The organism is [Clostridium] polysaccharolyticum (assembly GCF_900111595.1).
In the GTDB taxonomy this organism is placed as follows: domain Bacteria; phylum Bacillota; class Clostridia; order Lachnospirales; family Lachnospiraceae; genus Clostridium_AI; species Clostridium_AI polysaccharolyticum.
The window spans coordinates 165011-186266 of the sequence record NZ_FOHN01000004.1 but is presented as its reverse complement, the minus strand read 5'-3'; the positions used below and the strand labels follow the sequence as shown (position 1 = coordinate 186266).

Genomic DNA, 21256 nt, shown 5'->3' with positions numbered 1-21256 from the left:
CTTTAACTCACATCCTATTCACCTATACTTCTTCTGGTACATAAATTATAAAACAACTCTTTTTCTATTGGTAAATGAATAAAGAATTATTTTATACACAAATATGTTTTTTTACCACTTTGTTACTCTATTAAAAATACATTTTTTTCTCTTATTATGTATTATTCTTCTTCTGTTAGTGCTTTAACTGCATATTCTACTGTATGTTTGCTATTATCTATTGAATGTCTACTTTGATAGCAATATACATCACTATAAGAGAAATTACACTCCGCATAAGATGGATCGCTATCATATTTATATTGATCATAACCCGATTTATTTTTCCAAAGTTCTAAACGAACTGCAACAGGATAGCTTCCTGTTGATTTATCTGTATAAGCAGTAGCATCATCAGAGTCCAAAATAGCCCAATGAAAATCTACGTCTAAAACAGCTTTAGCTTCTGTATCCTTGTAAAATAATGATTTTGATGCAGCTGACGCTGTGATTGAACCTGCTACTAATACAAGTGCCATTGTTGAAACTAATAACTTTTTTCTCATAATTCCCTTCTACTATATATTCTTTATTCATTTACAGAGCAACATTACCAGTTTATGGTATTTTTGTCAATATATCTCTTTAATATAAAAAATAAATACGCCCCTTTCTAACATAAAACATTTAATAAGAATATATTATTTTCATTTTTTCAATCTTATTCGCTTTTTCAGTATCAAATAACAGAAAATATCAATATTATAATAGTAATAATTCGATATTTTTCTCCATTTGGATGATGATATCTGGGAGGTATGTTATGAAACCTGCCAAAACAAAGGATAATGGCTCATAATCCACTTGCTGCAGGTACTTTTATCAAAGAAGTCTCTCCATCTTTAGTAAAAGAACTTCGCAAGAAGTTAGATAAAAATCAGAACAAATAAAAAGTGCCCTAAAAAAGAAGGGCACAGGATGCACACAGATGGGTAAGGAAGATAGTCGCTAAAAAACAGCGACAGCTAAAAAACAGCGACAGCTAAAAAACAGCGACACCCATCTGGCGCAGCAAAGTCTGAGTTCCTTCGAGTACATTCCAGTCGCGAGAATCTGAGGAACTCAGACTTTGTTCTGAGAATTCAATTTCCATTGGAAAGAAAAATTATTTCACAAGTTTGCCATCGTAGTAAACTGCTGCTTTTCCATCTGTAATGCCATCAATGCTAGACCAGTCAGCGTTGTTCATACGAGTCATGATAGTTAATGTTCCTTGATCTGGTTCAATCGTAACTGCATCATCTAATGTAATTTCTAAGTAGTAACCTGCATTTGTCTTAATAAACTGTGCATTTACAGAATCCTGGAACTGATGATACCAAGGATTGTTATTGTAAAGAACACCTGCATAATCACATACAAACTTAATATTTTCAACATCTGCATCCGCAATGTAATAACGCAACGCTAACTTAGAAGTGTCAATTGCTTTTTCACCTTCTAATGTTAATTTATATGTCTGTTTCATAACATTGCCTTCTACATTTGTGTCTACATCTGTTTTGATTGCCGCATCAGAAACTTTATCTGCGTTATTAACAAAATCCAATTCTGCTAGTGCACGAACTAATGGAGAGTTCCAGTAAATATCTACTTCATTCGTAGAATAAGATTCTGAATGGTCTAAGTAACATTTTGCTGGGGCTTTTCCTTGAAGATAAGCCTTTGCATAATTATCTTCTAAGTTTTTATTAGGGCCACCAACTAAAGCACCTTTGATTGCTTCTCCAGCTACGAAAGAAGGTCTGTGATGAGGATTCTGTGGTGCAATTTCACCATATCCTGTTACATAGGAAGTACCTGCAGCATTTTTACCAAACACATAGTTGACTTGCTCATTTGCTACTGCAAGATAGCTTTCGTCACCTGTAATTTCATATGCATCTGCTAAGTAAGCAGCAATACTCATGGTATTTAAGTTACTTCCCCACCAGTAATCTTCTGCATTGGCATTGCCATAAGCATCTGTTTTTGCTCTTTCTACATAGCTGTCCGCTTTTTTTATGATAGTTTTCTTGATTGCTTCTGCTGTTGCTTCATCCTGATTTTTTGTGCTTAAGTAAATCTTATTACCATAGCTTCCTACTGTCTGCCATCCGTATTCAAACTGAACGCCCTTTGCTACTGCTGCTTTGAAATCATCATGGTATTTTTCATCACCAGTTGCTTTATAAAGAGAAGCGGCTGCCCAGTATCTTTCATCTGCATCGTTCCAGTCACCATATTCTCCTGTACTGATACCAGCAGGATTTGTAACTTTTTCATTTGGTTTATCTGCAAGATAAGCATATGCTTTTTCACCTGCTTCTAACAAGGTGTCCGCAAAGTCTTTATCAATCTCTTTAAATGTTTCATATCCCATGCCCATAACAGCAGCAAAATCAGCTGTTGATGTATTCGTAATAGGACAGACAATTAATTCACCTGTTTCCTGATCTGCTGGAATAGAACCTGGGAAGTTAGCCGTTGTGACTTTATGGTAAACACCACCATTTTCCTTGTTCTGCATCTTTAATAACCATTCCATCTGTCCACGGATTTCATCAATCAGGTCAGACTGGCCATTTCCACTTTCAGGAATATTGAAGTCATCTGTAAAGGCATCTGGATTTGCCTGGTAAGCAAGTAATAAGTCTGCTACTGCTTTTGATGTAGCAACTACATATCTTCCGTAATCACCAGCGTCATGCCAGCCGCCTTCTACTTCTATAAACTCATCTGTTCCATAAATACGGGCTTTTTGCTGGTGACAGTCACCATGAGCAAACTTACCACCTAATTCTTCACTAATTCCATCTCCACATCTTTGTAAATAGAAGAATCTCATAACATCTTTAAGTGCATTATCAAATACATGTTCTCCAATTTCAAATGTTACGGATTTTCCTAAGCCTTCTACTTCTACATAGTATTTTCCTGGCTCTGTTACAGATGTGAAATCTGCTATATAATCTGTTTCATCTGCTGCTTTTGTATAAATGCCTTCGCTTAATTCGCCTTCAAATACAACACTGTCGTCTTCTGCATTTTTAACCTGGAATACATTTGTCTTGAAATCACCACGAACTACAGCTTCTTTCTTAGCATCTGGTTTGAAACCAACTTGATTTAAGTTGATTGGATTTTCTTTTTCTTCCTCTTCTTCTTCGTAAACAATAGCACTGCCATCGATCAGACGTAAATCAACATTGTCAATTGTTACTGTATGAGGCTCTAAATCTTCATCATCATAGATACCCATGTTGAAGAATAATGCTGGAGCTTTGTCTGTTTCATCTGTCATGGTAAATGTAATTGTAACTTTTTGTGTTTCTTCATCTACTTGAATTTCATCGCTTACATATGCATGGTAATCACCACCATTTAACTGAATACCATATGCAAGTTTACGAGCAATTGTAGAATTAATATCAAAGGATAACTGGTATTTACCGTTTTGATATAAGGTAAATCCAGAACCACAGCTTGCCTGTACCCCATAATTAACACCACCAACACTTGTGATGTCACATACTAAAGCACCATCTTTTGGACGGATTTTTGCTTTACCACCTTCACAGGTGTAATTGCCCCAGTTACTTGTATCGCCTTCAAAATCTCCACTTTCGATTAAATTTACGTTTTCTTCCTGTTTCTTTACATTGCTCTTGATTCCACTTGCATCTACTAACTGTAAGTCTACATTATCAATTGTGATAGTATGTGGATCTAATTCTTCTCCATAGTTACCCATGTTAAAGAACAATGCTGGCACCTGATCGGTTTCTTCTGTCATGGTAAAGCTTACAGATACTTTCTGGGTTTCTTCATCAACTTTGATATTATCACTTACGTATGCGTGATAGTCACCGCCATTCATCTGAATTCCATAAGCAAGTTCACGTCCGATTGTAGAACTGATATCAAAGGATAATTTATATTTTCCACCTTGATATAAAGTAAATCCAGAACCACAGCTTGCCTGTACCCCCCATGCTACATCACCAACCTTTGTAATGTCACATACAAGAGCACCGTCTTTTTGTGCAATATCCGCCAAACCGCCTTCACATGTCATGCTGCCCCAGTTATCCGATACTTCATCAAATGTACCATTTGGCACAATGTTTACATTTTCTTCGTATTTGGAACTTGAACCAGATTCCTTGATTTTGCTTCCATCAAGCAGTTCTAAATCTACATTATCAATTGTTACTGTATGTGGATCTAATTCTTCTCCATAATTTCCTAAGTTAAAGAATAATGCTGGAACAAGGTCTGTTTCTTTTGTCATTGTAAAATCTATAGATACTTTCTGGGTTTCTTCATCTACAGAAATGGTATCATTTACATAAGCGGAATAATCTCCACCATTCATCTGGATTCCATATGCTAAAGTACGTCCAATGGAAGAACTGATGTCAAAGGATAAACGGTATTTTCCACCTTGGTATAAACCAAAGCCTGAATTGCAGCATGCCTGCACACCCCATGCTACGTCTCCTACTTTTTGAATATCGACAACTAGTTTGCCATCTTTCTGTTCTACCGTAGCTTCGCCACCTTCATTTCCCCAGCCATTCCAGCTGTCGGAAACTTCATCAAATGTACCGTTTGGCACTAAGTTTACATTTTCCTCCTGTACTGCTGCTGAAACTTTTACTCCCTTAAAGACTGGTGCCACAGTAAGAGAACCTGCAACCATTACTCCTGCTAAAAGGAATGCAATTTTACGTCTCATATTATGCATATCAATACCTCCTCAAAAATTTTCAATCAATGAACGGCTATGTACAAACACGTCGTTTTAACCTTTATAACGTATTTGAAAATAAATGAAAAGGCATTCTGATTAATCTGTATGTTTAACATGCATATTATGCACTATTACATGATATACTCAACATTGCGAGTTAAATTGTTCTTTTCCTCTCTATTTACCACTATCTTTCTATTTTCCCATTTTCTATAAATTAATTTTACATTTTTACATATCTTAGTGCAATAATCTGTAAAGCAAACTTACTCCATGACAGATATCGGTTATGCTGAATTTTCAGCTACCTATTAAGATACATTTCAATGGCCATAATTACACAGCCTGAAGAAATGGCCAACGCAATCCTCTTCCTGATATCTGACGACTCAATCTATATAACAGGCAATATTCTAGATATGGCAGGTGGATTTAGAATGAAAATACCACAGTTTACTAATTACATTCTCCTACTTCCATTTTCCTGTTTTAATAAACATATCCACTCTCTTCGTTGCTCTATCAACTATTTTCTCAGAATATCCTATATATTTTAACAGTTTAATTGCATTTCGAGTATAGGAGCGATCCTTATATAGTATATAATCACTATTAATTCCGTCTTCTGCTACACTCTCTTGAAAATGATAATTATCATATATGCCCTCCAAAATATAGGTTAATTCGATATCATGACTTGCCGCAATACATATAGTATTTTTATTTGCTAAACTGCTAAGTATCTCAGATGCCGCACTAATTCTTTCTATTGTATTTGTTCCTCTTAACACTTCATCTAAACAGCATAAAACAGGTATTTCACTCTCTGTTGAGCATACAATTCTTTTTAGCGACTTTATCTCCGCAATAATGTTATTTTATACTTTTATTTCCTTGTATAAATAATATTCAGAGAAATTTGGCGTATCTGAATTAAATTTTATGCCTACAAAACGAGTTTCATTTATCTCAATCTCTCCCAATGAACCACACAACTGCCCGTTTCGCCCGTTCTAACATTTCTTCTTTTATTTCTTTTTCCTCATTCAATTCAAAAATCCAGCTATCCTCAATGCCTAACATCCCTTTTGTCAATTGCTTTGTTTCACGGACAATTTCTCCCCATTTTAACATATCCCACCGATACTGGTCTAACATATATAAATAGAGGGACATCCAGACTACCAGCGTACTATTGGTTTCCTTGTACTGAAATTGTTTTTCCAGTTCTTCACTAAAGGCAAACTGAATTCCCATTTCTTGAAATTTTTCTTTCTGTCTTACATAGCAGTCCCACACACTTCCAAAGGTAATCCCATATCGTTTTCCTCTCTCTGATATTTTATGCTGTCTTGGAGCACATACCCCTGCCTGTAAATATAGTGCTTCTTTTACCGCCTTTTTTACCACATTTCCAATCAATTCACCAAGCTTACTATGCTCTCCTGCATCTGTAAGGGCATGTACCGATGTACTGTCACATATCAGAATGGTTCCATCTGTCCCTGAACCTGTTGCGAAATCCTCTGAATAAAGGCTTCCAATCATTAATTCTTCTATTGCCGCAGCCTTTGCTTCCGTACAGGTTACAAGGGCACGGGTTAGTACACCTGGTGCAAGGTTCTGGTTGATTTCCAACAGAATGTTAATTGTTCCTTTCGTAATTTTCTCTGCTGGATTTATCATATGGTATTCTCCATCCCACTCATAATAAGATGCCAGATCCCCTGCACGAACAGCATTTTTATCAATTCCACCTGTTACAGCTGCGGTTACCTCCAGTTCTTCAAAAGCTTCTGTCTGAACCGATAGAAATTCCACCCATGCAGCAGTACTAAGCCCTGTGACTGGTTCTTTCATAAGCCCAATCTGCTTTGCATTTTTTTGAAGTTCCTGTTCATAAGTGTCTTCCGTCAAATCACAAGCATACTGATCTGCCAGACAATTAAAATTAAACACTCCCTTTATATCTTCTCGCAGGCCACCATTTAATACCGAAGTACTAAGAACCCTTCTTCGGTCAGCAAATTCAATCCAGATACCCCGTTTCTGGTAATAAAGCTTATCTCCATTTTTACAAGTATATACCAGCTGTTTTCCCGTTCCATTGTCTTTTAAAATCATTTTTTTCTATCGTTCCCCTTCATTTACTTCTTCATAAAATCTAATCTAAAGTTATTATACCAAAAAGCGAAAAAAATGGTAGTTTTCTAGGTAATATCCATATTATAATAGAATTAGCTTATCTGGTTTATAGATAAATCAATAACTAAGAAAGGAGGGTCGCATTACTTCAGATAAGTGATTTACGAGGATACATATAAGGAGGTTATTTTATGAAAAAAGGTACTAAAAAGTTTTTAGCGGCAGCGTTAAGTACTATGCTGTTTGCAGCTTCCCTTACTGTTTCTCCAGTAAAAGCAGCAGCAGATACAAACCCTGACGTTACCCTGACAACTAATGTTTCAGGAAACATCTCACAAAACTACATCATCAAAGCTACTCAGTCTGTGGACTTATCCAAACTGGTTTTAAGGTATTATTATTCTAAAACCAGCAGCAAAGCTCAGTCCTTTACTTGTGACAGTGCTGGTATTTCCATAAATGTAGCACCATACTACATGGATTATTCCAAAAATGTAGCTGGTACTTTTAAAGATGGCTATCTGGAAATCGGCATAAAAGAAGCATATTCTTTAAGCAATGGAAGTTTATCTTTAGGTATCCGCTTTAATCAGAGTGACTGGTCTTCCTATGAAAACTTTAAAGAAGTGAAATTTGAAGTTGAGTATAATGGAAAAGTTATCAGTACTGAAAAATACAGCGCAGATGCACCTGATCCTAGTACAAATCCTAGTGTGGCTCCTAGCGTAAAACCTAGTGCAGCTCCTAGCATAAAGCCTAGTGTGGCTCCTAGTGCAGCTCCTAGCGTGGCTCCTTCTGCTGCAGCCAGCGGATGCATTTTACCTAAATGTGATGTCGATAAAAATGGCCCATTTGCTGTAACCATCGACAAGGGTTATGGTCCAAACGGAAAAGCATGGATCGTAAGACCTTCCAATCCTGGTACATTAGGCGTTACAAAACACCCTATCTTTATCTGGAATCCAGGTGGCGGTGACAATGTTTCCTTATACGAAGGACAGATGAAAAGATGGGCTTCTCAAGGTTTTGTAGTATACAGTGAAGAATCCCAGTGGTCTGGCCAGCAATGTGTAGACGGACTAAAATGGATGATCGAACAGAACGAAAACCCACAATGCCCTCTATATCATAAAATGGACGTAAATAAAATCGCTGCTGGTGGTTTCTCTCTTGGCTCTGTTGGTGCTTATGAAGTAGCAAGCGATCCTCATATTGTAACAACGATTCACTGTGATGGTGGTTCTTTTGATGGTTTAGGACATACAAAATGGAGACATCCAACCTGCGTTATGAACGGTTTAGCGGATGGTGGTCTTGCATCAAACAACACAAATCGTGACTATGCTGCTGCATCCGTACCAATCTGGTATGGCGGCATTATCGGTGGCGGACATGGCTCCACTGTATGGGATGGTGGAGATGCTATCACTGGATGGTTAAGATGGCAAGTTGCAGGCGATACAAGCGTTGCAAATATGTTCCTTACACCAAACGGAAGATTCAATACAGGTAAATTCAAGAGTCAGTGGAAAAACTGGTAGGACAACAGGCTAGACGGAAAAAAGGAAATGCACCATGCTTTATGGCTGCATTTCCTTTTTTATATGTGCATAATTCTAATATATACCCTATGGCTTAGTAGATTACACTTACGTTTTCTTTACTTAAAGTACCATAAGATGACCAGTTATTTTTTGCAAAACGTACGTTAATGGTACAGCTTCCCTGGCCTGGCTGCAATACATGGCTTCCGGAAATAGCAATACTTAATTTCTGTCCGCTTATGGAAGCTGTTACATCACTTCCAATGGAATCATAGTATGGTGCAACATTTAGAACAAGTGCTGCAGAATCTACAAATACCGTCTGTGCATCAGAAGACATTCCATCTGCTGTATATTCAATCTTTAACTTAGAAAGATCTACCGCTCCACCTTGTGCTGTAATCGTATAAGTCTGGGAAATTGTGTTTCCATTGTTTTCTGTTTTCACAGATACTGCTGGTTTTGAACCATCAGCTGGTTTTACAGAAACCACTGGAGTTTTACTTGCTTCTGGAGCTTTACTTGGTGCTACACTCGGAGCTACGCTTGCTTCTGGCTGCTTACTTGGTGCTGCGGAAGGACTTGCGGCAGGTTTATCGAGACGTACCAGCTTCCACTGCTGATTCATGCCACCGTTTTCACTCCACTGAAGTACATTTCCACCATTATCTAAAGATTCTTTCTCAACATCTAGCAATTTACCACTATTTACGTTTTCAAATGTGAAGTAGCCATCTCCTGTACTTCTAATGAACCATCTCTGGTTGGATTGTCCATTGTCGCTCCATAAAAGAACATCTCCACCATTTGCTGTAGATTTTTCTGCTACATCTAAGGCTTTCTTCGCATTTACATTGGATACTACATAACCTGAACCAGTATCAGAAATTGTCCACTGCTGGCTTGTCTTTCCATTATCATCCCACTGAATGACTTCAGCACCATTATCTGTTGCGTCTGAGCTGACAGCTAATGCTTTTTGGCTGTTACGGTTGATGATTTTGTAAGTTCCGCCTGAAACTACTTGTGATTCACCTGTTTCTTCTGCTGGATAAGATGGCTGTGTAACGGCAGAACTTCCATCTCCTTTTGTTACATAAATACGGTAACCGGAACTTGCATTGCAGTTATTTACATTTACAGTAATCTGTCCATTTACTACTGCTACATTCTGGTTTGATACAGTTGTTGGTCCATAGGAAACCGTATCTTTGCTTACCCAGTCAATTTTCTCAACTTTTACATTGGCTGCTGATCCAATAAAAGATGGAATATTTTTAATTGTTGTACGGATAGTACCATCATTTGGCCCACCGAAAATGAAACTTATGTACTGGCTGTTTTTATCTACGCATGCAGCACCATCTACTAATTTGCTGTTGTCGTTTGGAGGTGTAACATAAACCATATCACCTGTCATGTCGCCATACCATTTATAGAAATACCATCCTGCACCTTTTTGTGTATCTGTTGCAAGAAGGCTTCCTAAACGTCCTGGCTTTGGAACAAACCACCAGGAAATCATAGCACTGTCTACTTTATAACGTTCGAATTTACCGATAAAACGTGCACTGGAACCTGGCTGTCCTTCTAAATCATGGTTTACATCACAGTATTCGTTGATACTGATTGGAAGTTCACGAATACCAAGTGATTTTTCAAGATTACGATATGCTTTCAAGTGGCTTGATACGTTTTCTACACCACTTAATTCGTGCCAGCTCATAATATCTGGAAGACAGTTGTTTGCCTTACAGTACTGTAAGAAGGAACGCATACGGTTTTCATTATACCAGCTGTCACATGGTCCAATGATTTTTTCACTTGGATCTGTCTGGCGAAGAACATTGTAAGTCTGACGCCATAATTCATTGAAATTACATCCGTTAGAATCTTTCCATGTTCCGTCTGGCTCATTCCAGATTTCATAACCATACCAGTTTGTGCATCCAGAAGCTTTTTTGTCAATGGCAAATTGCCTGATCTGGTTTAACCAGCTTTGCATGCCTGGCCATTTATAAGGCCAATATGGCAAAATGTCAGCCAGGTCAATGGATACAAGTGCACCTGGAACACTCTGCAGTTTCTTTGCAACTTTAATTGCATCTCCAAATGGATGCTGGTTTCCATTGCCGCCTCTAGCTGGGTTACGTACTACAAACGGATGGATTGGCTTAATTAAATTATTCACATCCGCTGGCACATTTTCAATAATTCCGTATAAAGAACCATTGGCACAGTGTGTTGCACCACGAAGTACATTGTTACAGTCTACTACCATTACGTTAGCAGCAGATACTTGGGTTACATTGCTTACTGGTATTGATACTAATATCAGCACTAGCGTTAGAATTGCCCCTAATAATTTTCTCATTACTATCCTCACCTTTCTTAGCATTTTCACTAGTTACCTAGTAACTGTTACCTAGTAACTATTATTATAAACTTGTATGCAAAATACTGTAAATATACCTTTTCTGCTAAAATTCTTTATCTATTCTGCCAATGTTCATATACTGTACCCCAAAAGCATCTCTTCTAGTGCCATAAACCAGCATTATTTTCCCCTAATTTCTGCAAGTTTTTTAGTGATCCTGTCTAACACTTCTATCTGGTCATCCATGTTATTTACATAATCGTATTGATCAATATTAATCTTGAGCACTTCTGAAGCTTTATACTGAGTTTCCATCCATTGGTCATATCCTGACCAGAGAATTCTATAATAATCCACTAAACTTTCGTCTAGTTCATATCCACGGCCTCTTTCCTGAATTCTTTTTAAAATCGTTTCAAAACTCCCTGTCAAATAAATCATTAAATCTGGAGCTTTTTTCGGAAGTTCCTCTAATTCTTCTAGCATATTCTCTAACAGGCCTTCATACATCTGAAACTCCAGATCACTGATTCTTCCCAATTCCTTATTGACTTTTGCAAAATACCAGTCTTCATAAATGCTACGGTCTAACACATTATTTTCATGTACTAATGCTTTTTTTATTGAACGAAATCTCGTATTTAGGAAATAGAGCTGCAGCAGGAACGGATATCTTTTTTTCTGTATCTCTTCTTCTGTTGCTGTATAAAATAAAGGCAGTATTGGATTGTCATCTACACTTTCATAAAACACTTCACTGCCAAGATGTTCGCCAAGTAGTTTCGCCAGGCTTGATTTACCCGCACCAATCATTGCTCCAATTGTAATCACCAATTGTTCTCCTTCCATTCTGTCGTCCCACGTTGTATTTTACCCATAGAAAACAATTTCTATGTTCCCTCTATTCAATCTAAAATAAAAGCAGAATCCGAAAGAATACCCTCTTTAAAGTATCCTGTTTTCCCTTTTCTATGAATAAGCTTTGCTATTATAACACAAAAATCCTAAGATTGCCTTAGGATTTTTGTGTAAGATTATTCCTCCGTATAAACACGTTCCACTTTGGACAATTTTCCACTCTCTAAACTAAGAAATGGATTATATGTAATGATTTCTTCTTTATAAGTTATGGTTACTTGTGCTGATGGAACAATATCACTTTTGTTACAGCATAACAATACTGGCTGCTCTGTCTCCGTCAGTAAATTTGACACTTCCAGATTGCCACTTTCTTCATTGAGATTCACCTGCTCCACCTTGAGCTTTGTTCCAATATATTTTGGAATAATAGCGTACCACTCGCAGTTATCATGTTCTGCTACAATTTGAAAACTGCCGTCTGGGATATTATGGTTTTTATTGAATTCTTTTAAATTCCGATTCATTTCCTGATTATCGCCACCAAGAAAAAACATGGCTGCCAGTACATCCTGTCCTTTGTCATCAAAGGTATAATAAGGAGATAAGTTCGTTTCTTCCTCTGCATCCCCTTGTTCTGTAACAGCCAGTTCCTCCTGTCTAGCCGTATCTTTATCCTTCTTTTCTAAAGAAGAACATCCTGTTAATCCAATCAGAAGGCTCATAACTAATAAAATGACAAAACTCTTATATTTCTTCATACTTTCTACTCCATTCTTATTATATTGGTTTCATTATAGCATGTATGGAAGCAGAATGATAGAAAGCAAATTTTTTACGATATCCTATTTTGCTTAATCCAAAATACTATTTTTAACAAATTTATTTCGTTAATTTTAAGTAAAATTAACTTTGTTAAACTTACACAATTGTCTTTTCCCTTCTTAAGAAGCATTTTAACATTTTTACTAGTTCTATGCTTACTTCAAATAATAAATCCAACCTATTTACTATTATGTAGCTTTTTCATACATAACATGTTGTACATATCCACTCATTTTATTGTATAATATAGGTGGCATATAAATCATCCATTAAAGGATGGACATGCTAATAAAGAAAGAGGAGGAAAGAAAAACAGCCTAATGCAATTATGCACCAAAAAAAACGATTTTAACTAGGGGGTTAAATTATGAAAAAGATTTTAAGTACATTTTTATCACTCGCCTTAGTATTAAGCCTGCTTACATTTGCTCCTGCAAAAGTAGATGCAGCAAGCGTACCAAGCAACGCAAACTTACTTAATACATACGGCAGCTTATTTGGACATGTTGGAACATGTGTAACTCCAAACCAATGGAATGATTCCAACACAAGAAACTTTATCAAAGGCCAGTACAACAGTATTACTATGGAAAATGAAATGAAACCAGATGCTGTATTAAGAAACAACACAATGTCTGTTTCCCAAGCAAAAGGACAAGGTTACAATATTCCAAGTAATTACTCTGAATCTACTGTTCCTACATTAAACTTCAGCACAATTGACAGTATGATGAAAAATGCTTATGACAATGGCATCCAGATCCGTTACCACGTATTAGTCTGGCATAGCCAGACTCCTGACTGGTTTTTCAGAAGCGGATATTCTTCAAACGGTGGTTATGTAAGCAAATCTCAGATGAATGCCAGAATGGAATTCTATATCCGTTCTATCATGGACCACGTTTATAACAGCCGTTACGGAAATGTGGTATACTGCTGGGATGTTGTAAATGAATACATGCATGCTTCTAACTCAGGATGGCTAAACATCTACGGTGCTGTTAATACAAGACCAGACTTCGTAAAATTAGCATTCCAGATTGCTCACGATGAATTAGTAAAATTCAACAAACAGAATTCCGTATCTTTATTCTACAATGACTACAACACCTATATGGAATGTGACAAGATTATCTCTATGGTAAACTGGATTAACTCCAACGGAAAGATTTGTAGTGGTGTTGGTATGCAGTCCCACTTAAGTTCTTCTTTCCCAAGCCCAGATTACTTCAATCAAGCCTTAACCAAATTCCTTGCTCAAGGTTACGAAGTACAGATTACGGAACTTGATGCCAAAGGAAATAATGATTCCGATCAGGCTAATTACTACAAACAGATTATGACAAACATTCTTAATGCTAAGAAAAAAGGCGGTAACATTACTGCTGTTATCTGGTGGGGTCTTCATGATGGTGCTTCTTGGAGAAGAGGCGAAAACCCATTATTATTCTCTAGCTTAGGTGTTAAGAAACAATCTTATAACGCTGTATTACAGGCATATTTTGACGCTGGATTCAGTATTGGCCAAGTAACTGCACCATCTTCTGCTCCTGCAGTATCCACTCAGCCTCAGGTTTCTGTTGCACCTACACAAGTAGTGCCTTCTACTGGCAAAATTACAGATGGTACTTATTACATCAAAAATGTAAATGCTCAGAAATACTTACAGGTAGCTGGCAACACTGGTGCTGACGCTCAGAACGTTGAACTTGGTACAGGTACAGGTGTTGCAGGGCAAAAATGGACTGTAACAAACAATTCTGACGGTACAGTTACACTTAAGAGTGGTTTAGGAAACTTTAGCTTAGATGTTGCTAACGCAGCTGATGAAGACGGTGCTAACGTTCAGATTTACTCTTCTTGGGACGGAGATGCACAGAAATTCATCATCAAAGAAACATCTACAGATGGTATTTACCAGATTGCTACAAAAGCAAGTAATGGTACAAAAAACTTAGACGGAAGCAACTACGGCAAAGAAGACGGAACTAACATTCAGCAATGGTCTAACACTACAAATACGAATCAGCAGTGGATCTTTGAAAAAGTAGGTGGAAGCACATCCGCTTCTACAGCTCCTGCTTCAAAAGCTCCTGTTACAGTTTCACAGGCTCCATCTGCTGCACCAAGCCAGGCTGCACAGACAGGTGGTAACGCAACTGACATTGCAAAATCTTACATGGCTAAACTAAATGTTGTAAATACTTGTCCATCTGGTGCTGATCAGAAAAAAGGTGGTGTACAATACGGAAGCACTACAAAGAAAACTTATTATTCTACTACAACTGGTGGAAACCGTAAATGCAACGTAATTCTTCCAGCTAACTATTCTTCCTCCAAAAAATATCCTGTAATGTACGTTTTACATGGTATTGGTGGAAATGAAGATTCCATGATTGGGGATAATATCGTTGCAATCCCTGCAAATTTAGCTGCACAAGGCAAAGCAAAAGAATTCATCATTGTTTGCCCAGACCAATATGCTCCTGCTCCAGGAACAGCTACATCATTTGCATTTAATCAGGCATACTTTGATGGATACGATAACTTCATTAACGATTTAACAAAAGACTTAATGCCATACATTGAAAAAAATTACTCTGTTGCAACTGGTAGAGAAAACACAGCAATCTGCGGTTTCTCAATGGGTGGACGTAATGCTCTTTACATCGGTTATGCAAGACCTGACTTATTCGGTTATGTTGGTGCATTCTCTCCTGCACCTGGTGTAACACCTGGTAATGATTTCTCTGGAATGCACAAAGGTTTATTCTCTGAAAGCGATTTCCGCATCAAAGATGAAAGATATGTACCATATGTAACATTAATCGCATGCGGAACAAATGACTCTGTAGTTGGAACATTCCCTAAGAGTTATCATGAAATCTTAACAAGAAACAATCAGCCTCATGTATGGTTTGAAGTACCTGGTGCTGACCATGACAACAACGCTATCAATGCTGGATACTATAACTTCTGTTCCGCTGCATTTGGCGTATTAGGACTTAACAATACACAGACTTCACCTTCTGCTGCTCCTAGTGCTGCTCCATCCGCAGCTCCTAGCATTGCTCCATCTGCTGCTCCATCCATAGCTCCTAGTGTTGCTCCAAGTGAAGCTCCTGCTGCTGGCGTAACATGTGATTACAAAGTTACAAGCGACTGGGGTTCAGGCTGGCAGGCTGAAATCACAATTACAAACAAATCTGGCAAAACATTAAATGGCTGGACATTAACATTCGACTACAACAGTGAAGTTGTAAACGGATGGGGTGCAGACTTTGTAGGACAAAGTGGTAAAACAGTAACCGTTAAAAATCCATCTTGGGATGCAAATCTTGCAAATGGACAATCCGTAACGGTATGCTTTATCGCAAATGGTTCTGACAAGAGTGCTCCTACTAATGTAGTTGTAAAATAATATCTGCTCATATAAAAAAGGATCGCTAGTGAAAACTGGTGATCCTTTTTTTAAGCATTTCCTTTCCTCTCCTCAATTAGAAACTATCTAATAAAAGAATAAAATTCTTACGGTTTTCCTATACTAAACTTTGTGTATACTATAAATAGAAAAGAGGAATATCATATGTTTGGAGCCAAAACAGGAACAGAAGGATTAAAATCCGATTTAGCCAAAATTCTTCGTGAAGAAGGAAGTCTTGTAAAAGAATTGTCACAGGTGGCAACAGAAGCCGCTGGATTACATGCCCGCTTAGAGACTATTGAAAAAGCCCTTGAATCCAGTCCTGATTCTTATAACAGCAAAGAGGCAGATGAAATGGAAAGCAAAGCCAAAGATAAATATACCAGCGAATTAGAAAACAGCATGAAAGCCGATGCCAAGGATAAAGCCAACGGATAATTTTGTACCTGGCAGATTCAAAAGAAAAAGCCACAATCTTCTTTCATTGTGACTTTTTCTTAATTATTCATTTTGATATGGAATCCGGACAATAGCCTCTGTCCCTTCCCCTAATACGCTTTCTATCTGCAGAACGCCACCACACATACTTTTTAGCCGGCTCTTTACATTATGAATGCCTATATGGCTTCTTTTATCATCTAAAACAGCATTTACATCAAATCCAACTCCATTATCCTTTACCGTGATTTGATATCCATCTTTCGTTTTCTCTGTGCAAATCCAGACAGTTCCCCCATTTTCTTTCTTTCCTATGCCATATTTAATAGCATTTTCAACAATAGGCTGTATCGTAAGAGTGGGAATTTCAAACTCTTTTTCCTTAATATCATATATTACATGGACACAGTCTCCAAATCTCTTTTTCTCTATCGCAAGATAATTCTTCACATGTTCCAGTTCCTTTTCAAAAGGAATACTCTTTTTTGTAGTCAAGGAATCAATCGTGTTTCTTAAATACGCCGCAAACTCTCCAACAGTTTCTTCCGCCATCATTGGATCTTTTACACATAAATACTGAATTGCCGTTAAGGTATTGTAAATAAAATGAGGACTAATCTGGGACAGCATTACCTCAATCCTTAAATCTGCCATTTCCTTTTCCTTCTGCTCACGGATTTTCCTATTCTCTGTAATCGCAGCTAAAAAAATAAAAATCATGCATATAGTCAGGCAGATATTTAATAAAGATATTCCATAATAGAACATCAAAACACAAGCTGTCAGCATAGGTACAGCCAAATATGCAATCAGGGAAAACAGCATAATCTTCGACAGTCTTTTCCTGTACTGAATAAGCAGAGTAAAATCCAGTACGCAAGGAAGCATGCCTACTATTACTGACAGTGCATACATAGAATTACGATGGTACACATTATTCTCATCAAAATAATAATACCAATGTGTAAACTGCGAAATAATCAAAAGAAGGATGGCAGCCGTTCCAATTATGTAAACTAAATGCACCCGAATTGGGACATTTCTAAATTTTCTTCGTTCACCAGCAAACAGATAGCTGCAGATATATGCATGATAAAAAATCGTAATCAAAATGCTGAAAAAAAACACGGTAAAATTAAAAATTCTCACAGAGTAATATCCAAATTTTCCCAAGTATCCTCGATAATACCAAGAGCCGGCATCTGCAATTAGTAAAAATGCATTCGCTAGCTGCATGCTAACCACAATTCTTAGTTTCTTTTTTTCAAAAGCACGGCCTAGAAAAATGCAGAATGCTGAAATAAAACAAAACACACTTCCCCACAGTTCTAAAGCAATATGAATCATTCTTGTATTAATCATGTTACAATAGCAGTCCTTTCTAACTTTCTTAGATCACTATTGTAGCATGCTATGCAAACATTCGTAAACTAGTTTTCTTGAAATAAAAAGCCGGCAAATGTCCTGCCTTCCTTAAATGCATCTTCCTTTTCAATGGTAATAAATTTCATCTAATGTAATTTCTGTTCATCAGACCAGAGATTCCATCCTTCCCCAAGCAGAACAGATACAATATCTTTCTCATATAGCATTTCTGTGGAATATTCATCCATATCAAGAGAAAGATACTGATATAGCAATTCATTAGAATCATATTTCTCTTTCATCAAAAGGCGTAACGCATTTTTTAACACTTCTTTTCTTTCTTCTATGGGCTTCCCTTTTAAATCCTCCCATTGTTCCGACAGCATCTTCCGGATGATGAAACGTAAAACAACACTGGCTACATTAATCAGCAGTTCCTCGTATTCTTCATGATAATTAAGAAGTGCCTTCTCTATCAAATCTTCAGGCAAAGCACTTAAAAAAGTCTGTTCTGCCTGAATACAGTTTAGATATGCGTAAATAGAATGTATTCCTTGCAGCTGATATACTTGGCCAAGCACTGGATAATCCAATGTAAGAATCCTGTTCTGTGGTTCAAACTCTATATTATAGTATTTAAAAAATTCTGGCATTCCTTTTACTACCGTCTCATATAAGGCACGATTTCTGTAATAAGAAAATCCTTCCATGATTTTGTCATATAACGAAAGACTTTCTTTCACCTTTTCCTTTACACACTGATAACCAATCTGATACCGTTTTTCCGGATCTGTGGACTCTGTTGTATTCAGGGCCGTTGTACTGCTGTTTTCCGCTTCTTCAATACAAAAAATTGCTGCCTCCATTAACTGGCGTGCCTTTTCATAGGGTATAGAACTGCTTTCCCCTGAAGTATACCGAACCGCCAGTTTTTCTACAAGAGGCATTAGTTCCTCCATTTCAAAATGCATCTTCTTCCTCATTTCTTTGCTTTCCTATAAAACGCGTCGTTCTCATTCGCACACTTCTTGCAAATGCCTCTAAACAAGTTTCCTCTAAATAGTCCAGTGACCCCTGGCAGTCCCCATCAAAATACTCCTTCATAATATCCAGGAGTTCATCATCTGAAACATCATCTAAGGATTCATTTTTATATAAATAGAAGATTTCTTGAAGTTTTGTGATATATTCCACATAATTATCTTGATAAATGTAGGGCGAGTCACAAAACGTATAGATTAGTTTCGTTAAGATACCTTCTCCAAACTCGATTCGTTCCTGTTCTTTTAAAGTGCGTTTTCTTTCTTCCAATAGCAAAGAAGCTTCTTCTTGTGTAATTTCAATTCCGAATTTCCTTGTATAATCATTACAAGCTTCCAAACGGCTCCGTAACATCTGACTTTTATTCTGCAGCTCCCAAAATGGATCTTTTTCCATCTTACATCACCTCACATTAAGTTTTCCTCAGTTTACTCCACCCTATATGCACTTACAAGACTTTACATTTTCGCAATTTTGTGGTAATATATAGGCAGAAAAAGCGATGAATTTTTTATTCATCGCTTTTTCTATGCAACAGGAGATTTCTCCTTTTACAGATTTATAATTTTTTACTTCTGAATTTCTACGGATTCTACGCAGTTATTCATAAGCATAGTAATGGTCATTGGACCAACACCGCCTGGTACTGGAGTAATAGCACTGCAGACTGGCTCAACATCATCATAATCAACATCTCCGCAAAGCTTATTATTTTCATTACGATGAATACCTACATCAATGACAACTGCACCTTCTTTTACATATTCTTTTGTAATGAATTTTGGTTTTCCTAAAGCAACTACTAAGATATCTGCACGTTTTGTAATTTCTTTCAGATCTTTTGTTCTGGAATGACAGACAGTTACGGTTCCATTTTCACGAAGCAATAACAATGCCATTGGTTTTCCTACAATGTTACTTCTTCCTACTACGACGCATTCTTTTCCTTCAATTTCAATATTAGAACGTTTCAGCAGTTCAATGATTCCAGCTGGTGTACAGGAAACAAAACCTTTTTGTCCAATACTTAACGCTCCAACACTTTGTGGATGGAAACCATCTACATCTTTTTTTGCAGAAATCGTGTTTAATATTTTATTTTCGTTGATATGTTCTGGCAATGGAAGCTGAACCAGAATGCCGTTCACATCATCGCGGTCATTTAAGGATTCTACTAATTCAAGTAACTCTGATTCTGTTGTTTCTTCTGGAAGTTCATATGCTAAAGAACGGATTCCAATGTATTCACAGGCTTTCTTTTTGTTCCCAACATATACAGTAGATGCAGGATCCTTTCCTACCTGAATTACGGCAAGTGTAATCTCTACACCGTCCTCTTTCATAGCAGCTACTTTTTCTTTTAATTCGTCTTTCATTTCCATGGAAATTTTCTTTCCATCAATTCTTAATGCCATAAACCGTCTCTCCTTCGTCATGATATATGTAATACTTCACTACGAACATTCTATAATAAATGATATGGTGCCGCAAGTAAAACATAATAAATTGTTTCTAGTTTTATTGTTTTATCACAAAAACAGGAACTGGCGGATTATTTGGGCGATTGTAAAATTCACTTTTTATAATCACGAATTTTTTCTGGTCTACTTCTTTTAAATACTCTAAGATGCCATCTTTTTCTTCAAAACCAGTGTCTTGTCCGCTGTAAATGCACATACTTAGAATTCCTCCTGGTTTCAGTGCCCTAAGACCTTCTTCAATGGCTTTAATGCTTGTCTCTTTTCTAGTTGCGCACTGGTGATCTCCACCTGGAAGATAGCCAAAATTAAACATGATTCCATCTACGGATTCTGGTTCCACATATTTCATCAAATGTTCATGCCCATCTAACACCAGCTGGCAGCGTGCTCTTATACCTGCCTTTTCTAATCTTTTTGCTGTGTGGTCAATGGCAAGCTGCTGCACATCAAATCCGATTACCTTGCCACTCTCTACACCTTTGCATAAAAACTCGGTATCATGGCCATTGCCAACGGTTGCATCTATATAAAGACCATCTTCCTTTAACCATTTACGAAAGACATCCTGTGTATATTCTGTAATTGTATATCGCTTCATCTCTCTTTCCCTCCTAGCATTTCCTAACTGCCATTATATCTAGTTAAGATAGAAGAAGCAATATGTTTCATTATTTTAAAACATGAATAATATTTTTTTTAATGGAAATGCTAACTACAAAATCTAAATAATGTTATGGAGGCTTTTATGAAAACAAGTGTTGATCAAGATACATGTATTTCCTGCGGTGTATGTGTATCCATGTGCCCAGATGTATATCAGTTTAATGATGATGAAAAATCAGAACCAATTGTAGAGGAAATTCCAGAAGAGCTTCAAGACGATGCAATTACAGCAAGGGATTCCTGTCCTGTAGATGCAATTGATATTGAGGAATAAATTGAAAGAAAAAAAGAACATGTTGTATGTAAACGAATATATCTACA

17 protein-coding genes are annotated in these 21256 nt (G+C 37.1%); 5 read left to right on the top strand and 12 right to left on the bottom strand.

What is annotated here, in order from left to right; translation table 11 throughout:
• Nucleotides 1-161: 161 nt before the first annotated feature.
• A complete protein-coding gene (locus tag BMY85_RS04050; protein ID WP_092476716.1) occupies nt 162-545 on the bottom strand; it encodes a hypothetical protein in 384 nt (127 codons plus the stop codon).
• A 599-nt stretch (nt 546-1144) separates the two neighbouring features.
• Entirely contained in the window at nt 1145-4768 is a 3624-nt protein-coding gene (locus tag BMY85_RS04045; protein ID WP_092476714.1) for a glycoside hydrolase family 9 protein, read from the bottom strand.
• A 332-nt stretch (nt 4769-5100) separates the two neighbouring features.
• Here BMY85_RS04045 and BMY85_RS16245 point away from each other — a divergent pair, with 332 nt between their 5' ends.
• Nucleotides 5101-5331 (top strand): SDR family oxidoreductase, encoded by a 231-nt coding sequence (locus BMY85_RS16245; protein WP_143066318.1) that lies wholly within the window; start codon nt 5101-5103, stop codon nt 5329-5331.
• On the opposite strand, the gene BMY85_RS04040 is transcribed toward BMY85_RS16245, so the two are convergent.
• Both BMY85_RS04040 and BMY85_RS04035 read right to left on the bottom strand, forming a co-directional pair.
• On the bottom strand, nt 5245-5634 hold the full coding sequence (locus BMY85_RS04040; RefSeq protein ID WP_278280378.1) for a MutS-related protein: 390 nt from the start codon (nt 5632-5634) through the stop codon (nt 5245-5247). The two genes, BMY85_RS16245 and BMY85_RS04040, sit on opposite strands and share 87 nt — an antisense overlap.
• 109 nt (nt 5635-5743) lie before the next feature.
• A complete protein-coding gene (locus BMY85_RS04035; protein ID WP_092476710.1) occupies nt 5744-6898 on the bottom strand; it encodes an adenosylcobinamide amidohydrolase in 1155 nt (384 codons plus the stop codon).
• 212 nt (nt 6899-7110) lie between these two features.
• On the opposite strand from BMY85_RS04035, the gene BMY85_RS04030 reads away from it, so the two are divergent.
• Entirely contained in the window at nt 7111-8460 is a 1350-nt protein-coding gene (locus tag BMY85_RS04030; RefSeq protein WP_092476708.1) for a cellulose binding domain-containing protein, read from the top strand.
• Between the two features lie 94 nt (nt 8461-8554).
• On the opposite strand, the gene BMY85_RS15500 is transcribed toward BMY85_RS04030, so the two are convergent.
• From BMY85_RS15500 to BMY85_RS04015, 3 genes are all read right to left on the bottom strand, one after another.
• Complete coding sequence (locus BMY85_RS15500; protein ID WP_177180621.1) at nt 8555-10837, bottom strand: RICIN domain-containing protein; 2283 nt, start codon at nt 10835-10837, stop codon at nt 8555-8557.
• Between the two features lie 183 nt (nt 10838-11020).
• The gene (locus BMY85_RS04020; protein WP_330387203.1) at nt 11021-11671 is read right to left on the bottom strand and encodes a deoxynucleoside kinase; all 651 of its coding nucleotides are present in this window, start codon (nt 11669-11671) and stop codon (nt 11021-11023) included.
• 203 nt (nt 11672-11874) lie between these two features.
• Complete coding sequence (locus tag BMY85_RS04015; protein ID WP_092476706.1) at nt 11875-12459, bottom strand: hypothetical protein; 585 nt, start codon at nt 12457-12459, stop codon at nt 11875-11877.
• Between the two features lie 431 nt (nt 12460-12890).
• Between BMY85_RS04015 and BMY85_RS04010 the strand changes: the two genes are divergently transcribed.
• Nucleotides 12891-15944: an endo-1,4-beta-xylanase gene (locus BMY85_RS04010; RefSeq protein WP_092476704.1), complete on the top strand. Its 3054-nt coding sequence runs from the start codon at nt 12891-12893 to the stop codon at nt 15942-15944.
• Nucleotides 15945-16109: 165 nt separating this feature from the next.
• Nucleotides 16110-16385, top strand: coding sequence for a hypothetical protein (locus tag BMY85_RS04005; protein ID WP_092476701.1), 276 nt, complete (start codon nt 16110-16112; stop codon nt 16383-16385).
• Between the two features lie 63 nt (nt 16386-16448).
• On the opposite strand, the gene BMY85_RS04000 is transcribed toward BMY85_RS04005, so the two are convergent.
• The 5 genes from BMY85_RS04000 to BMY85_RS03980 form a co-directional block, all read right to left on the bottom strand.
• The gene (locus tag BMY85_RS04000) at nt 16449-17747 is read right to left on the bottom strand and encodes a sensor histidine kinase (RefSeq protein ID WP_092476699.1); all 1299 of its coding nucleotides are present in this window, start codon (nt 17745-17747) and stop codon (nt 16449-16451) included.
• Nucleotides 17748-17896: 149 nt separating this feature from the next.
• Nucleotides 17897-18733 carry a DUF6179 domain-containing protein gene (locus tag BMY85_RS03995; protein ID WP_143066317.1) on the bottom strand — a complete coding sequence of 279 codons (837 nt, stop codon included), beginning with the start codon at nt 18731-18733 and terminating at the stop codon, nt 17897-17899.
• Nucleotides 18711-19187 carry a DUF6323 family protein gene (locus tag BMY85_RS03990; RefSeq protein ID WP_092476695.1) on the bottom strand — a complete coding sequence of 159 codons (477 nt, stop codon included), beginning with the start codon at nt 19185-19187 and terminating at the stop codon, nt 18711-18713. The genes BMY85_RS03995 and BMY85_RS03990 overlap by 23 nt, the downstream gene beginning before the upstream one ends.
• A 173-nt stretch (nt 19188-19360) precedes the next feature.
• The gene (gene folD, locus BMY85_RS03985; protein WP_092476692.1) at nt 19361-20206 is read right to left on the bottom strand and encodes a bifunctional methylenetetrahydrofolate dehydrogenase/methenyltetrahydrofolate cyclohydrolase FolD; all 846 of its coding nucleotides are present in this window, start codon (nt 20204-20206) and stop codon (nt 19361-19363) included.
• Between the two features lie 103 nt (nt 20207-20309).
• Complete coding sequence (locus tag BMY85_RS03980; RefSeq protein ID WP_092476690.1) at nt 20310-20870, bottom strand: tRNA (mnm(5)s(2)U34)-methyltransferase; 561 nt, start codon at nt 20868-20870, stop codon at nt 20310-20312.
• A gap of 147 nt (nt 20871-21017) precedes the next feature.
• Between BMY85_RS03980 and BMY85_RS03975 the strand changes: the two genes are divergently transcribed.
• Nucleotides 21018-21209 carry a ferredoxin gene (locus BMY85_RS03975; protein ID WP_092476688.1) on the top strand — a complete coding sequence of 64 codons (192 nt, stop codon included), beginning with the start codon at nt 21018-21020 and terminating at the stop codon, nt 21207-21209.
• Nucleotides 21210-21256 lie beyond the last annotated feature (47 nt).

Coding starts and splice junctions, on each gene's coding strand:
- BMY85_RS04050 (WP_092476716.1), bottom strand. CDS start 545: ATGAGAAAAAAGTTATTAGTTTCAACAATGGCACTTGTATTAGTAGCA.
- BMY85_RS04045 (WP_092476714.1), bottom strand. CDS start 4,768: ATGCATAATATGAGACGTAAAATTGCATTCCTTTTAGCAGGAGTAATG.
- BMY85_RS16245 (WP_143066318.1), top strand. CDS start 5,101: ATGGCCATAATTACACAGCCTGAAGAAATGGCCAACGCAATCCTCTTC.
- BMY85_RS04035 (WP_092476710.1), bottom strand. CDS start 6,898: ATGATTTTAAAAGACAATGGAACGGGAAAACAGCTGGTATATACTTGT.
- BMY85_RS04030 (WP_092476708.1), top strand. CDS start 7,111: ATGAAAAAAGGTACTAAAAAGTTTTTAGCGGCAGCGTTAAGTACTATG.
- BMY85_RS15500 (WP_177180621.1), bottom strand. CDS start 10,837: ATGAGAAAATTATTAGGGGCAATTCTAACGCTAGTGCTGATATTAGTA.
- BMY85_RS04015 (WP_092476706.1), bottom strand. CDS start 12,459: ATGAAGAAATATAAGAGTTTTGTCATTTTATTAGTTATGAGCCTTCTG.
- BMY85_RS04010 (WP_092476704.1), top strand. CDS start 12,891: ATGAAAAAGATTTTAAGTACATTTTTATCACTCGCCTTAGTATTAAGC.
- BMY85_RS04005 (WP_092476701.1), top strand. CDS start 16,110: ATGTTTGGAGCCAAAACAGGAACAGAAGGATTAAAATCCGATTTAGCC.
- BMY85_RS04000 (WP_092476699.1), bottom strand. CDS start 17,747: ATGATTAATACAAGAATGATTCATATTGCTTTAGAACTGTGGGGAAGT.
- BMY85_RS03995 (WP_143066317.1), bottom strand. CDS start 18,733: ATGAGGAAGAAGATGCATTTTGAAATGGAGGAACTAATGCCTCTTGTA.
- BMY85_RS03990 (WP_092476695.1), bottom strand. CDS start 19,187: ATGGAAAAAGATCCATTTTGGGAGCTGCAGAATAAAAGTCAGATGTTA.
- folD (WP_092476692.1), bottom strand. CDS start 20,206: ATGGCATTAAGAATTGATGGAAAGAAAATTTCCATGGAAATGAAAGAC.
- BMY85_RS03980 (WP_092476690.1), bottom strand. CDS start 20,870: ATGAAGCGATATACAATTACAGAATATACACAGGATGTCTTTCGTAAA.
- BMY85_RS03975 (WP_092476688.1), top strand. CDS start 21,018: ATGAAAACAAGTGTTGATCAAGATACATGTATTTCCTGCGGTGTATGT.